Below are 13,628 nucleotides of genomic sequence, written 5' to 3'. Positions count from 1 at the left end.
TATGAAATCAAACTTTATTTTAAAAACAGCCTTTTTCACACTTTTAATTTTCGCACTTCAATCCTGCATTGTTTCTTCAAGACCAAATATTGATTATTTCAACGGCGCGGAGGCAAAAAATTCTGAAGCGCAGTTCACCAGCGTAAATGTTCCGTTATTTTTGGCAAAACCGATGATCCGAAAAGCTCTAAAGGACGATAAAGACGAAGATTCTAAACAGTTAAGAAACCTGATCGGGAAAATCAGTAGAGTAAAAATAATGACTGTGGAAAATGGCGATACAAAACTTGTCAGTAATTATGCAAAATATCTTACAGATAACAACTATGAAGACTGGATGTCGATAAAACACAATGGTGAAAACGTCAACATCAAAGCACAACAAAGCGGCGATATGATCAAAAAGCTTTTGTTAACGGTGAATTCCGGTAAAGAGTTGGTTTACATAGACATTCGCGGCAAATTTACGCCACAGGATATCACAGATCTTATAAACGCGACAAATAAATAAATTTTTCATTCAAATTATTTCGCCATCCGACAGGATGGTTTTTTTTGAATAGTTTTTAACTAAGAAAATCTCAGTTTATCAACTGTTTTATTTATTTTATTTAAAATTTTAGCTATAAGATTTCTTTCTGAAGCAGTCGTTTTTAATACAAATTTTCGTTTTTTTCTGATGATCATAAAATGGTAATCTTCTTTTTGCCAAATGCTGTATTTTTCAAAGAAAATCATTTCCAGGCCGGTGTTTTGTAAATGCTGTAAAATCGGTAAAATTTCTACTTCCTGATCAATGATCTGCAACGTTTCGGGATTGTGAATTTTTGTAAAAGCGGTGTAATCCGGATTGGGAATATTGATAATAATTTTAGTTTTTTCCGTAGAAATATCTGCTAAATTTTGAAAAAGTTTTGGATGTTCAGTTAAAGGAATGTGTTCAATAACATCCATTAAAGTAATAAAATCAAAGTCGGATTGTTTTGGTTTGTAATAAACCACATCCGCAGTTTGAAAATGAATATTCTTTTTGGTTTTTAAATTATTTCTCGCAGTTTCAACGCTTTTTTCACTAAGATCAACCGCTTCAATAAAACCTTTCTCAATTTTTTTGGCTAAAAGTCCGGTGAAAATTCCGACACCACAACCTAATTCCAAAACCCTGGAGTTTTTATTTAAACCAAGTTTTAGCAATCTTTTTAGTAAAGAAATGAGTCGTTCGTTCGCACCAATTTTTAACTGCTTTTGAACGAAATTATCATAAAAATCTGAAATTTTTTCCTGTTCCATTTTGTAAAAATACAAATTATACTTTGTTACTATTTTATAATATTGATCTCAGTTTTCGTTAATTTATTTACCATTGTTTTTTACTACTTTTTAATTTTTGGTGTTTTATTTGATAGAAAATCTTTAACAATCAAAATAAATATTATGGATTCAATTAATCAAAATCAAGAAGAAAAAAATCACGAAGATTTAAATAATCAGGAAGCTGTTAAAAAAATTAAAGATCTGGTAAGTACCGCGGAAAGTTGTTTCTTTTGCACCAATTTAAAATCTAATGAACCATTTGCCACACGACCAATGGCCGTGCAAAAAGTAGATGACGAAGGAAATTTATGGTTTTTAAGTTCCGTAGACAGTCATAAAAATGAAGAGTTGAAAGATAATGATGCTGTTCAACTTTTATTTCAGGGTGATCCGCACACGGATTTTATGAGTATTTTCGGTCATGCGACAGTAAGTAAAGATCAGGCAAAAATTGACGAATTGTGGAATCCGCTTTTAAAAACCTGGTTTACCGAGGGCAAAGAAGATCCAAGAATAACAGTCATAAAAGTAACGCCTTCAGAAAGTTATTATTGGGACAGCAAACATGGTAAATATGTAGCTTTTGCTAAAATGGCTTTGGGTGCAGTTTTAGGGAAAACTTTGGACGATAGTATTGAAGGAAAATTAAACCCATAATTTCCTGTTAATATTAAAAAATCCGGTTGAAAATTTCAACCGGATTTTTTTTATTTTAATTTTTTTATTCCCATTTCGTAAAGCGCGAAACTAAGAATGTCAGAATTTTCACCGATGACTTGATCGGTAGATTTTCCTGCGCCATGTCCGGCATTTGTTTCAATTCTTATCAAAACCGGATTTGCGCAAGATTGTTTTTCCTGCAGATTTGCGGCAAATTTAAAAGAATGTGCCGGGACAACTCTGTCATCATGATCGCTCGTGATCACCAAAGTTGAAGGATAACAAACACCTTTCTTCACATTTTGAACTGGTGAATAAGATTTTAAATACTCAAACATTTCTTTTGAATCTTCTGCAGTTCCGTAATCGTAGCTCCAGCCTGCACCCGCTGTAAATTTATTATAACGCAGCATGTCTAAAACACCAACGCCGGGAAAAGCCACTTTTGCCAGATCCGGACGCATCGTCATTGTTGCGCCAACTAATAATCCGCCATTTGATCGGCCGGAAAGTGCCATAAAATCTTTGGAAGTGTATTTGTTTTTCTGTAAATATTCTCCTGCTGCAATAAAATCTTCAAACACATTTTTCTTATTCATTTTTATGCCGCCATCATGCCATTTTTTGCCGTATTCACCACCGCCGCGGATATTTGGAACTGCGTAAATTCCGCCATTTTCCATCCAGATCGCATTTACTACAGAAAAAGCCGGAGTTAAACTAATATTAAAACCGCCATAAGAATATAAAATGGTAGGATTTTTACCGTTCATTTTTAATCCCTTTTTGTAACTGATCATCATCGGGATTTTTGTACCATCTTTCGAAGTATAAAAAACCTGCTCAGAAACGAAATCTTCTGGATTAAATTTCACTTTTGGTTTTTGATAAACTTCAGATTTACCCGAATCTGCATTAAATTTAAAAGTTGTGCCCGGCGTTATATAATTGGTAAAAGAATAATAAAGTTCTTTTTGATCATCTTTGCCACTAAAGCCGCCCGCAGTTCCTTTACCTGGAAGCGAAATTTTTCGAATTAATTTACCATCATAATCCAGTTGATTAATGGTCGTCAATGCATCTTTCATGTAATTGGCGAAAATATAACCGCCACCTGTAGAAACTGAAAGTACGTTTTCACTTTGTGGAATAACATCCATCCAAACAGTTGGATTATTAATGTTGAATTTTACCAAACGCATATTCGGCGCGTCTTTATCAGTAATTGCGTAGATAAAATCACCTTTTGTATCAATAATATTTGTGTTGAAGTCATAACCTGTTTGAAGAGGAATGAAGTCAGTATTATTTTTTAGATCTTTTACGTAAAGTTCATTTCCGTTTGTGGCAACTGAAGCAGATAAAAATTCAAAGCGCTGATCTTCAGAAACAGCAATTCCCATGTAACGTCTTTTAAATTTTTCACCGCCAATTATCAGTTTATCAACACTTTGTTTTGTGCCAAGCTCGTGAAAATAGACTTTGTGCGTATCGGTTTTCGCCGTCAGTTCGCTGCCTTTTGGCTTGTCATAACTGCTGTAGAAAAATCCTTTTTCACCGAGCCACGCAGTCCCGGAGAATTTTACATCCTGAATGGTTTCATCAATTTTTTCCTTGTTTTCTGCATTTAAAATAATTATTTTATTCCAGTCAGAGCCACCTTCAGAAATTGAATAAGCGACTAAATTTCCTTTTTTATTAAATGAAATTCCCGCTAAAGACGTTGTGCCATCTGTAGAAAATTTATTTGGGTCCAAAAAAACTTCTGTTTTATTGGCTTTATCCGTTCTATATAAAACAGATTGTGCCTGCAATCCGTCATTTTTATAAAAATAAGTATAATTTCCTTCTTTGAAAGGTGCACCTATTTTTTCGTAATTCCAGATATCTTTTAATTGTGCTCTTATTTCTTCACGAAAAGGAATTTTGGTAAAATAATCTTTCGTGAAATCAGCTTCACGTTTCACCCAGTCTTTTGTATCTGCCGCCTGATCGTCTTCCAGCCAGCGATAAGGATCTTCAACGGCAGTGCCGAAATAAGTATCGGTGTGCGCAATTTTTTTAGTTTCGGGATATTTTAAATTTTTTTGCATAGTTTGAGAAGTAGCAGGAATCGCAATGGTCATCGCAAAAATGCTAAAAAGTGATTTAAATTTCATAAAAAAGTGATTTTACCAAAATTAAGAAAAAAATTATGATTTAATAAACGCTCTTTTAACAAAAATTTAATTCTTTCTCTTTTAAAAAGGAACATTATTTGTATCCCAGATTGGAAATAAAATTAAAGAACTTATGAAAAAGGAAACCACCATATTATTAGCAGGAAGTTTTGGCGTATTTGCTGTATTGGGATTTCTAGCTTTAAAGAAATTTTTGAGTAACAAAAAACTTGCTAATTATTACCATCAATTTAGATCACTTCAAGAGATGCAGTCTGCAGACGAAGGAATTGAATATTTAGGCTTAAAATAATAAAATTTTCATATCAATTATAGATGTCCAGTTATTATTAATAGCTGGATTTTTAATTTAAAAACTATGAGAAGCAATTTCTAATACCTATTTTTGTAGTATAATTATTTTAATCTTATGAAGCAGTATTCCGCCAAAAGAAGCATCCAGTTATTGGGGCATATTTTAAGTTCTTACGGCATTAAAGATATTGTGATTTCTCCCGGTTCCAGAAATGCACCTTTGGCAGTTCATTTTTCTGAACTTAATGATTTCAATTCTTACAGTATTGTTGATGAAAGAAGCGCAGCTTTTGTTGCTTTGGGAATGTCAAAAAGTACTAAACTTCCGGTGGCGATCACGTGTACAAGCGGTTCTGCGTCGGCAAATTATTACCCTGCGATTACAGAAGCATTTTATTCTAATATTCCACTTTTAATTTTAACAGCGGACAGACCAGCAGATTACGTGGACATTTTTGACGGTCAGACAATTCGGCAAAAAGACATTTATAAAAATCATTCTTATGGTGATTTTCAACTTTTAGAAGATTCACAGGAAAACGCGGAAGATGAAAATTTTAACATTATAAAAAAAGCGGTAGAACTTTGTATAGAAAAACAAGGGCCGGTCCACATCAATATTCCTTTAGAAGAACCACTTTATAATCTGGTTTCAGAAATGCCTGTCTTTTCGCCTGTTGAAAAAACAATTCAAAAAAAATCTTACGAGCTTCCTTCAAATTTAATCGCTGAATGGCATTTATCTAAAAGAATTTTAATTCTGGTCGGAACGCGCGATTTTAGTGAAGAACTGGAAATGCAGCTTAATCAATTGGTGAAAAATCACAGTGTTGTCGTTTTAAGCGAAGTAAATTCTAATTTAAAACACGATAAATTTTTCTCACATATTGACCGTTATATTTTTAATTTTTCTGAGGAAGACATCAAAACTTTTGCGCCGGAATTACTAATCACCATTGGACAAAATGTAGTTTCCAAAAAAGTAAAATATTTCCTGAGAAAAGCAAAACCAAAAAGCCATTGGCATATCGATCCGTTTTGGCAACCTGATACATTTTTTGCTTTGTCGGAAAAAATTGAGACGAAGCCCGAAACTTTTTTTGGTCAGTTTTTAAATAAAATCAATCTCGAACCGCAGGCTTATTATAATTTGTGGGATAGTTTACGCGATAAAAAAGACGCAAAACACGTTGAATACTGCAAAAAAATTGGCTTTTCAGATTTCAAATTATTTGAAAATCTAGCACTGACCATTCCGGAGAATCATAATATTCATTTTAGCAATAGTTCTGCAATTCGTTATGCGCAATTGTTTCATTTTGAGCAAAAGCATATTTATTGCAACCGTGGCACGAGTGGAATTGATGGTTCAACTTCGACAGCGATGGGTTTTGCGCTAAAAAATGAAAATCCGACTGTTTTGATAACTGGTGATATCAGTTTTTTCTATGATATTAATGGCTTGTGGAACCAATATATTCCACCTTATGTGAGAATTATTATCTTTAATAATGGCGGTGGTGATATTTTTAAAATTATTCCCGGGCCGGATTCTACGAATGCTCTGGATGAATTTATTTTAACAAAACACAACAGAACGGCCGAACGTTTGGCAGAAGATTTTAAGTTTGAATATTTTAAAGTGGAAGATGAACAAACTGTTGAGCGCGTTTTAGATCATTTTTTTCAACACAGTTATCAGCCAAAAATTTTGGAAGTTATTACAAAAGACGTGGAAAACGCACAGATCTTAAAAGACTATTTTACTGAAATGAAGTAGATTTTCTTAAATTAGTTATAGTATAATTTAGAAAATCTACTTCATTTCAGTAAAATAATTCAACTTATTCGTTGTCGTTTGAAAAATGACTTAAATTATTAATAAGTTCAATTGGATAGATTATTTCTTCAAAACCAATCATCGCATTGATCATTTGGAAGTGTGAAAATTCCTTTAAATTCCGCAGATTAATTTCTGTTTCTTTGATTTTTTTTGATTTTAAAAGCGCCTGTTTTTGCGTTCCATTTAATAAACAGGTATTTGGCGTAAACCATTGTTTTCCTTTTAAAAATAAAAGATTGGCATAAGAAGAATCTGTAATATGGTTATTTTTAACGATGATGATTTCTTCAGATCTTGATTTAATTTTCATCATTTCAAAGATTTTTCTTTCTTCAAATTTAAAGGAATAGTCCAGAGTATTATTTTCCACCAATGCAAATTCTTTTATTTCAGAATAGGCGTAAGGAATGATGTTTACAGTAAATTTTGAATTTAAATCATAAACAATTCTAAGTTTATAAAGACCGTCTTCATCGTGTTCCAGATCCTTAAATATTTGCTCTAAATCAATTAGATTTTCCTTTCCAAAATTTTCAAAAGTATCATTTACACGCTTTTGATGAAAATTGATATTAAAAATTTCCTGGTCTTCTATTTTAATACTTTCAATGAATCGGGACATAAATTTTATTTTTCATTTCTTGATATTCGTCGTTTAAAAGGCTTAAGTGCGTAATTCCGCCGCCACTTTTAAAATATAGTTTGTTATCTTTTTTTTCAATAAACCGGATCATCACGCAGGAATCTAAATTTTTACCGTCAAAATAACCACAAACACCAGTGTAAAAATTTCTTTCATGCGTTTCTGCATCTAAAATTATATCCAGAGTTTTCTTCTTTGGCGCACCTAAAATTGAACCAGCGGGAAGTAAAGTCTTTAAAATACTTCCGATCTTATTTTTAAATTCCGGTTTTAAATTCCCTGAAATTTCCGAACTCATCGCATAAAGATTTTTTTGCTTTGTTTTTATAAAATCGATCCGCTGAAATTCATCCACTTTTACCTGATCTGCAACCATTGACAAATCATTTCGCAACAGATCTACAACCGTGTAATGTTCGGCTTTTTCTTTGACATCATTTTTCAGCGTTCCAACAGCATTTTCCCTGGAAGCATCAATTGTGCCTTTCATTGGATGCGTAAAAATTTTGTCGTCTTTTATTTCAATAAAAGTTTCAGGAGAGAAAAAAACAAAGTCGTCATCTTTGCAGACTTTATACTTTTCATCAGCAAGATCAAAAAATTCATTTAGCGTAAAATTGCTTTCTATGGGCGTTTCGCAGGTATAATTCACCAAATAAGAATTGCCAAGTTTTAAATTATCCTGCACTTTTTTAAAACCGACTTCATAATCTGATTTTGTTGGCGGGAATGATTTTAAAGACAATATTTTTTCACTTTTATGCGGTTTTTTATTTTTAAAATCAGGAAAATAAACAGCAATATTTTCTTTTAGTAATTCATCTTCATTATAGATCAGAATATTTTCTATTTTAAAATCAATAAAAAAGAAGAAGGCTTTTCCGTTTTGGGAAAGGACGTCTATTTCTGTGAATTTATCTTTTATCTTCGAAAACATTCTGCAAAAGTAAGTATTGATGCGTACTTTTGCACAAATTATTTTATGGAAAACAAACCAACCTGGAAAAGTAATATAGAAGAAATTCTGCGAAAAGCTGTGAATTACTGGGCGATGACTTTAAATATCCAGATACTTTTCAGTTTGCTGTATTTTTCTATTATCTTTCTTTTGGGATTTTATTTTTTTAAATATTATGGACTTTTACCAGAATTTATGAGGTTGATGAAACTTTCGGAAACGGACATTCCAGCCGCACAAAAAGGAATTTTGGAATGGGCGAAAGTGCCGGATTTTGCCAGTTTTGTGATTGCGATGGTGGTTATAAAAGCCGTTATGTTTCCTTTAAATATTGGATTATTTCAGATCTACAGAAATATCGATGAAAAGTTGCCTTACAGCATTTCGGATCTTTATGCCGGATATCGGGGTTTTAACTTTTTCAAATTTTTAGGTTTTGGTATTTTTTGGGGATTTATAAATCTTTATGCACATGTTTCTGTGGGACTCGTCTTTATCTGGATTTTAATAACCGTTTTCTCCGCACCACTGATGTATTTTATGAATATTTCTATTTTTGAGAGCATAAGATTAACTGTGAAGGCGTACAAAATTGATTTTTTCACGATTTTTTCCTGTTGCGTTCTGGCTTTTATATTTAGTTATTTTGGTTTAATATTTTTCTTATTGGGCATTTTCTTCACGTTTCCTTTTTGGAACGCTGTGATCTACGCGATGTATCAAAAATATTTTAATGAAATCAAAAAGGAAGTTTTGGTATAAAGTTTTTTTAATTACTTTTATAAAAAAAAAACTATGGAAAATTTTACTGAATTTGACAATTTGTCAACAACGCCACAAAAAGACAGCAACTCAATAATTGCCCACGCTTTTGATAACTACAAAAAAGTAGTGTGGTACGGCGTTTTGATCATAGTGGGAGTTTATGTTATTTCTTCAATTGTCAGCAGTTTATTTGGATTTAATCAGGCTGAAGCGATCAATATTATTCGGGAAGCAGCAAGAACTAAAAATTATGAAGAAATTAGAAATATTGAAGGTCTGAGAAGTAATTACGGAATTTCAATTTTAATTAATCTGGCTTTATTTCCTTTATATGCAGGTTTTATGTATATTTTAAATAAAGCTAATTTTGGAGAGCAATATGCATTTTCTGATCTTTTTATCGGCTATAAGCAAAACACGGCGCAGTTGATACTTTATTATGTGATATCAGTAGTGATCACAACTATCTCTCTGATTTTATGCGTTATTCCAGTTATTTTTATAGCGCCTTTTCTCTTTTTAGGTCTGCCTATCGTCTTCTTTGAAAATGCATCGGCTACAGACGCGCTAAAAAAATCTTACGAAACTGTAAAAAATAATTATGCTACATTTCTAGGTTTAGCAATTCTAACGTTTTTAATCTCTATTAGTGGTGTTATACTTTGCTGTGTTGGATTAGTATTAACATCAATGTTTTCATACGCTGCAAAATATTCTGCATATTGTGCTTATTTTGGTGCACCAAAACCAATCTCAACCAAATAATTATTTATATAAACTAAAAAATGCAACATAATTTACCAATAAGCGAAGAGAAAATAAAGCAGGTGTTTTTACTTACACTTATTGTGATCTTACTTCTTCTAATAGGTTATAATCTAGCTCTTTTCATTCCTTCTGTTTTAGGAGCGATAACGCTATACGTGATAACGAGAAAATACAATCTTTATCTTCAGGAGAAAAAAAATTGGAAACCCTGGTTATCTGCATTATTCATCATTATTATTTCACTGATAATTTTGGTTTTGCCTATTTATTTCTTGGGAGATCTACTGGTTGAAAAGTTGGGGAATACGAAGGAATACATGTCAAAATTTAATGTTTTTATTGATAAAATTCATGACTTTGTATATTTAAAAACAAAATTTGATATTTTAAGTAATGAAAATATGACCAAGTTAAAAGACGCTGTCGGCAAATTTTCTACTTCGGCTTTAAGTGGCACTTTTAATACGGTTACGGTTATCGCATCCGCTTATTTTATGCTTTATTTTATGATGGAAAAGCCAAGGCTTTTTGAAAGACTTTTAAGAAGTTCAGCGCCATTAAAGAAAGCAAATATCACGTTAATAGGTGGGAAAATTCGCTCAATGGTAACTGCAAATGCCATCGGAATTCCAGTTGTAGCCGTTGGTCAGGGTTTGGTTGCTATTATTGGCTATTATATATTTGGTGCGCCTAATATTTTATTGCTTTTCGCACTCACGTGTATTACGGCGATGATCCCTATCGTCGGAGCAGCGATTATCTTTGTGCCAGTTTCTATTTTTATGGCTGCTCAGGGCGATTTAGGTGGTGGTGTTGGATTACTTATTTACTGTCTGGTTGTGGTAGGACTCACAGATAATCTGTTGCGTTTTACACTTTTAAAAAAATTAGAAGATATTCACCCATTGAATACTGTTTTTGGGATTATAATGGGTATTAATTTATTTGGTTTCATGGGTTTAATATTTGGGCCGATCTTAATTTCAATTACACTTTTGCTGATTCAGGTTTATCGTGATGAATTTAAAATAGATGACCACGAAATCATACTTCCTGAACCAAAAGAAATTGAAGAAAAAATAGATCTTTCAATCTAAAAATCACTAATTGAATCCGGAAATTTTACAGGAAATCTGTGTGCAAAAAATGCCTTTCGGTAAATATAAGGGCTACATAATAGCTGATCTGCCTATTTCTTATCTGGAATGGTTTCAGCGAAAAGGTATGCCGCCTGGCAAACTCGGTATGCAACTTTCCACTATTTATGAAATCAAACTCAACGGGTTGACAGAACTTTTGAGACCTTTACGTAGATAATTATTGGTTTAAAAAGCAACAAATTCTAAACAATTAAAATTTTTTTGAATATTTTTATTTTATTTAAAAAACTCTTTTTTATGTAAAATTTTTTTATGATATTTGTAGAGATAAATAGAAAATGATATTAATAAGTAGATAATAATTGAATTATTATTTAAATTTCTTTAATATTTTTTTTTATTGAAAATTTATTAGAATTTTTTTAAAATCTAGCTCAATATTTTTTGCTGATATTCATTTTAGACGTATATTTACCACGCATTTTAGGAGGCAATTGATTGTCTTTTATACTGCATAAATTTTTTTTCATCATTTGTGTTTTAGAATCGCATCGCAGGTGCGATTCTTTATTTTTGTCCTGCAGAACGCTCGTATTTAATAAGCATTACAGTGAAATACGAATACGTTATACTACCTTTTTGCTGATTTGATTTTAAAAATAAATTGTTGCTTACATCAAAAACAACATTCAAAAATCCATTGTGTTTTTTTACAAAATCTAAATCATTTTGTCGGTCAGCTTTCATTTTTGGGGAAAATTGAGAGATCATAAATTTTATAAAAGCAGGATCACTGTCAGCAACAAATGCCAAAAGACTTTTTAAAACAAATAAATCTGTTGAGTATTTTAAAGCCTTATTGCCGGAATTTTTTCCTGTTAAATAACCAATAAAATTAGCTTCATTTTCACGTGCAAAACCAAGTTGGTGCGAACTTTCATGGGCTAGAGTAAAGGGTAAAAATGTTGCAGGCAGATCTTCATTAAACTGTGCTTCCGCTGTAAAAGGATTGTAATAACCTAGAATTCCCGTAGAACTCATTACATTTCTGAAAAGACTTGGTTTAAAGTCATTAATTAAAGTAGATTTTTTTGTGGAAAATTGAGAAGGTAATTTTTTCTGTTCTTTTAAAATAGATTCTTTGACACTTTTAAGATCCTTAATTACAAAAATGCCCTGCTTATTTTCGTCCACATTTTCCCGGTCAGCGATGCATAATTTTAAATATTTAAAGGAAAGTTTTTTTGCTTCATTTATTGTCGCATCTTCCTTTGAAAGTTTATCTGATAATGACTTTTGGAAATAAAGCATTCCCCAGAAAATTTGGTAGATAAGGTAAAAAATGTTACAAAAAATTATTAGTGCAAAAGCACTTTTTGGACGTCTTTTCTTTTTAAAAAGATTCACAATAATTAATAACAGGAATATTACAATTAGAATATAAAACGCATCGCCAACTGAAAATTGAATTTTGCTAAAAATAATCTGATGAACATTTTTTTTTAATTCAAATAACTGGTTGAAGAATTCTATCGCATTTTCACTTTTAGATAAAATATAAAATAAAAAAAATTGGACAAGTAAAATACCTGCCCAAAATCTTTTTTTATAAATATTGAAATATTTGTTAGTGTGCACCATCACTTTTTAATTGATCAAGATTGATCCCTTGTCGTTTTAAAATTCCGGTAACTCTTACGGCGTAAAAAGCAAGGTAAAGAAAGCATGCAATACCAACTACGTAACTCATGTGAATGTTGGTCATATCTGCGAGCGTCCCTTGTAAATAGGAAATAATACCGCCGCCCATGATCATCATTATTAAATATCCAGAACCCTGGTTAGTATGTTTTCCAAGACCGTTTATAGCCAAAGTAAAAATACAAGGCCATAAAGTTGAACAAAATAAACCAACGCTTGTAAATGCGTAAACAGAAGTCATACCAGAAGTTAGCATTCCTGTAATTAAAGATAAAATTCCCATTGAAGAGAATATCAAAAGCATTCTTGCAGGATTTCCCTTGCTTGCAATATCAGCTGCAATCATAACCAAAATTACCAGTCCATAAATATAAAAATGAGAAAGATCGTGTTTTGCGATCGCATTTACCAAAAGAAAAACGCCAAAAGCCAGGTAAGGTGCAACGAATCTTAAGATTTTTTTAGCGCCTGCTGTAATATCAAACGCCTCAACAGATCCTGTCCATCTACCAATCATCAAAGAAGCCCAATATAATGAGACATAAGGAGCAATATCTTTGGTTGCAAAACCTAAAGATTTTTCCATGTAAGCTGGTAAATTACTTGCTGTAGAAACTTCGACACCTACGTAAACGAAAATAGCGATCATTCCTAAAACCAGCTGTGGATATTTCAAAGCAGAATCTCTATGTTCGCCAACTACGACGTCTTCAGTATTTTCTGTAATTGTGGGTGTAACTTTTGGTAATGAAGAAAATTTTATCAAAATTGCTACTAAAATAAATATGATCCCAAGTGCTACATAAGGAACTTTAATGGAACTCACATCAGCTTCTGTATTGGCTGCTGCGGCAGAACCAAAAATTGCAAATGCCACAATAAGTGGTCCTATTGTAGTTCCAAAATTATTAATTCCTCCAGCCATTATCAAACGTTGTGATCCGGTTTCTTTAGGACCAAGTTCAATTGCTAAAGGATTTGCAACAATCTGCAATAATGAAAATCCTAATCCTATCACAAAGAGTCCGGTAATCATAAGATTAAAAGATCCTAAATTTGCTGCTGGGTAGAATAAAAAAGCTCCAACGCTCGAGATTAATAACCCATATATTAGTCCATTTTTGTAACCAATTCTATTAACTACATCTTGTTTTATGGATTTAGATATAAACATATAAATAAGAGAACCAACTGTGTAAGCCACATAAAAGGCTACTGAAACCAGTTGACTTTCACCTTGTGAAAGGTTAAACGCTTTTTTGAAAACAGGAATAAGTATGTCATTACTTGCTGCCACAAAGCCCCAAAAAAAGAATACGGTAATTAACGTTAAGAACTGACCCCAATTGGTCTGTTTAGAATAATTTGACATGTTTTTTGTAGTTTTATTTAAACAAATATA

At 32.1% G+C, this 13,628-nt stretch carries 14 protein-coding genes; 8 read left to right on the top strand and 6 right to left on the bottom strand.

The features are described from left to right. The first annotated feature begins 1 nt into the window (after position 1). Positions 2 to 511 (top strand): DUF4252 domain-containing protein, encoded by a 510-nt coding sequence (locus BM238_RS08695; RefSeq protein WP_090079922.1) that lies wholly within the window; start codon positions 2 to 4, stop codon positions 509 to 511. Between the two features lie 59 nt (positions 512 to 570). On the opposite strand, the gene BM238_RS08690 is transcribed toward BM238_RS08695, so the two are convergent. Then, on the bottom strand, positions 571 to 1,290 hold the full coding sequence (locus BM238_RS08690; protein WP_090079921.1) for a class I SAM-dependent methyltransferase: 720 nt from the start codon (positions 1,288 to 1,290) through the stop codon (positions 571 to 573). A gap of 144 nt (positions 1,291 to 1,434) precedes the next feature. Here BM238_RS08690 and BM238_RS08685 point away from each other — a divergent pair, with 144 nt between their 5' ends. After that, positions 1,435 to 1,971, top strand: coding sequence for a pyridoxamine 5'-phosphate oxidase family protein (locus tag BM238_RS08685; protein WP_090080468.1), 537 nt, complete (start codon positions 1,435 to 1,437; stop codon positions 1,969 to 1,971). Between the two features lie 50 nt (positions 1,972 to 2,021). Here the strand turns inward: BM238_RS08685 and BM238_RS08680 are convergent, their stop codons facing one another. Then, positions 2,022 to 4,133, bottom strand: a complete 2,112-nt coding sequence (locus tag BM238_RS08680; protein ID WP_090079919.1) for a prolyl oligopeptidase family serine peptidase — start codon at positions 4,131 to 4,133, stop codon at positions 2,022 to 2,024. Between the two features lie 133 nt (positions 4,134 to 4,266). Between BM238_RS08680 and BM238_RS08675 the strand changes: the two genes are divergently transcribed. Together BM238_RS08675 and menD are read left to right on the top strand one after the other, a co-directional pair. Further along, positions 4,267 to 4,446 carry a hypothetical protein gene (locus BM238_RS08675; RefSeq protein WP_090079917.1) on the top strand — a complete coding sequence of 60 codons (180 nt, stop codon included), beginning with the start codon at positions 4,267 to 4,269 and terminating at the stop codon, positions 4,444 to 4,446. Between the two features lie 117 nt (positions 4,447 to 4,563). Beyond that, a complete protein-coding gene (menD, locus tag BM238_RS08670; RefSeq protein WP_090079915.1) occupies positions 4,564 to 6,228 on the top strand; it encodes a 2-succinyl-5-enolpyruvyl-6-hydroxy-3-cyclohexene-1-carboxylic-acid synthase in 1,665 nt (554 codons plus the stop codon). A gap of 64 nt (positions 6,229 to 6,292) precedes the next feature. Here the strand turns inward: menD and BM238_RS08665 are convergent, their stop codons facing one another. Both BM238_RS08665 and BM238_RS08660 read right to left on the bottom strand, forming a co-directional pair. Next, positions 6,293 to 6,913, bottom strand: coding sequence for an aminotransferase class IV (locus BM238_RS08665; protein WP_090079913.1), 621 nt, complete (start codon positions 6,911 to 6,913; stop codon positions 6,293 to 6,295). Further along, a complete protein-coding gene (locus BM238_RS08660) occupies positions 6,897 to 7,871 on the bottom strand; it encodes an aminodeoxychorismate synthase component I (RefSeq protein ID WP_090079910.1) in 975 nt (324 codons plus the stop codon). Before BM238_RS08660 ends, BM238_RS08665 begins: the two co-directional genes overlap by 17 nt. A gap of 45 nt (positions 7,872 to 7,916) precedes the next feature. Between BM238_RS08660 and BM238_RS08655 the strand changes: the two genes are divergently transcribed. From BM238_RS08655 to BM238_RS08640, 4 genes are read left to right on the top strand one after another with little or no spacing between them, the layout of a single operon-like run. Beyond that, the gene (locus BM238_RS08655; RefSeq protein WP_090079908.1) at positions 7,917 to 8,654 is read left to right on the top strand and encodes a hypothetical protein; all 738 of its coding nucleotides are present in this window, start codon (positions 7,917 to 7,919) and stop codon (positions 8,652 to 8,654) included. Positions 8,655 to 8,687: 33 nt separating this feature from the next. After that, positions 8,688 to 9,422 (top strand): hypothetical protein, encoded by a 735-nt coding sequence (locus BM238_RS08650; RefSeq protein ID WP_090079906.1) that lies wholly within the window; start codon positions 8,688 to 8,690, stop codon positions 9,420 to 9,422. A gap of 20 nt (positions 9,423 to 9,442) precedes the next feature. Further along, complete coding sequence (locus tag BM238_RS08645) at positions 9,443 to 10,522, top strand: AI-2E family transporter (RefSeq protein WP_090079905.1); 1,080 nt, start codon at positions 9,443 to 9,445, stop codon at positions 10,520 to 10,522. Positions 10,523 to 10,532: 10 nt separating this feature from the next. Continuing rightward, positions 10,533 to 10,742, top strand: a complete 210-nt coding sequence (locus BM238_RS08640; protein WP_090079903.1) for a DUF3820 family protein — start codon at positions 10,533 to 10,535, stop codon at positions 10,740 to 10,742. A 350-nt stretch (positions 10,743 to 11,092) separates the two neighbouring features. Here the strand turns inward: BM238_RS08640 and BM238_RS08635 are convergent, their stop codons facing one another. Further along, the gene (locus BM238_RS08635) at positions 11,093 to 12,166 is read right to left on the bottom strand and encodes a DUF3810 domain-containing protein (RefSeq protein WP_090079901.1); all 1,074 of its coding nucleotides are present in this window, start codon (positions 12,164 to 12,166) and stop codon (positions 11,093 to 11,095) included. Then, the gene (locus BM238_RS08630; protein WP_090079900.1) at positions 12,153 to 13,598 is read right to left on the bottom strand and encodes an MFS transporter; all 1,446 of its coding nucleotides are present in this window, start codon (positions 13,596 to 13,598) and stop codon (positions 12,153 to 12,155) included. The genes BM238_RS08635 and BM238_RS08630 overlap by 14 nt, the downstream gene beginning before the upstream one ends. Between the last annotated feature and the right edge of the window lie 30 nt (positions 13,599 to 13,628).

Origin of the sequence: Halpernia frigidisoli, from assembly GCF_900113805.1 — a bacterium.
GTDB classification, from domain to species: domain Bacteria; phylum Bacteroidota; class Bacteroidia; order Flavobacteriales; family Weeksellaceae; genus Halpernia; species Halpernia frigidisoli.
The sequence above is the reverse complement of the archived record's forward strand: the minus strand, read 5'-3'. Positions and strand labels throughout refer to the sequence as shown.

Bases quoted from the DNA above. Each gene is read 5' to 3' on its own strand.
- BM238_RS08660 (WP_090079910.1), bottom strand. From the start codon at position 7,871: ATGTTTTCGAAGATAAAAGATAAATTCACAGAAATAGACGTCCTTTCC.
- BM238_RS08645 (WP_090079905.1), top strand. From the start codon at position 9,443: ATGCAACATAATTTACCAATAAGCGAAGAGAAAATAAAGCAGGTGTTT.
- BM238_RS08675 (WP_090079917.1), top strand. From the start codon at position 4,267: ATGAAAAAGGAAACCACCATATTATTAGCAGGAAGTTTTGGCGTATTT.
- BM238_RS08650 (WP_090079906.1), top strand. From the start codon at position 8,688: ATGGAAAATTTTACTGAATTTGACAATTTGTCAACAACGCCACAAAAA.
- BM238_RS08665 (WP_090079913.1), bottom strand. From the start codon at position 6,913: ATGTCCCGATTCATTGAAAGTATTAAAATAGAAGACCAGGAAATTTTT.
- BM238_RS08655 (WP_090079908.1), top strand. From the start codon at position 7,917: ATGGAAAACAAACCAACCTGGAAAAGTAATATAGAAGAAATTCTGCGA.
- BM238_RS08695 (WP_090079922.1), top strand. From the start codon at position 2: ATGAAATCAAACTTTATTTTAAAAACAGCCTTTTTCACACTTTTAATT.
- BM238_RS08690 (WP_090079921.1), bottom strand. From the start codon at position 1,290: ATGGAACAGGAAAAAATTTCAGATTTTTATGATAATTTCGTTCAAAAG.
- menD (WP_090079915.1), top strand. From the start codon at position 4,564: ATGAAGCAGTATTCCGCCAAAAGAAGCATCCAGTTATTGGGGCATATT.
- BM238_RS08635 (WP_090079901.1), bottom strand. From the start codon at position 12,166: ATGGTGCACACTAACAAATATTTCAATATTTATAAAAAAAGATTTTGG.
- BM238_RS08685 (WP_090080468.1), top strand. From the start codon at position 1,435: ATGGATTCAATTAATCAAAATCAAGAAGAAAAAAATCACGAAGATTTA.
- BM238_RS08630 (WP_090079900.1), bottom strand. From the start codon at position 13,598: ATGTCAAATTATTCTAAACAGACCAATTGGGGTCAGTTCTTAACGTTA.
- BM238_RS08680 (WP_090079919.1), bottom strand. From the start codon at position 4,133: ATGAAATTTAAATCACTTTTTAGCATTTTTGCGATGACCATTGCGATT.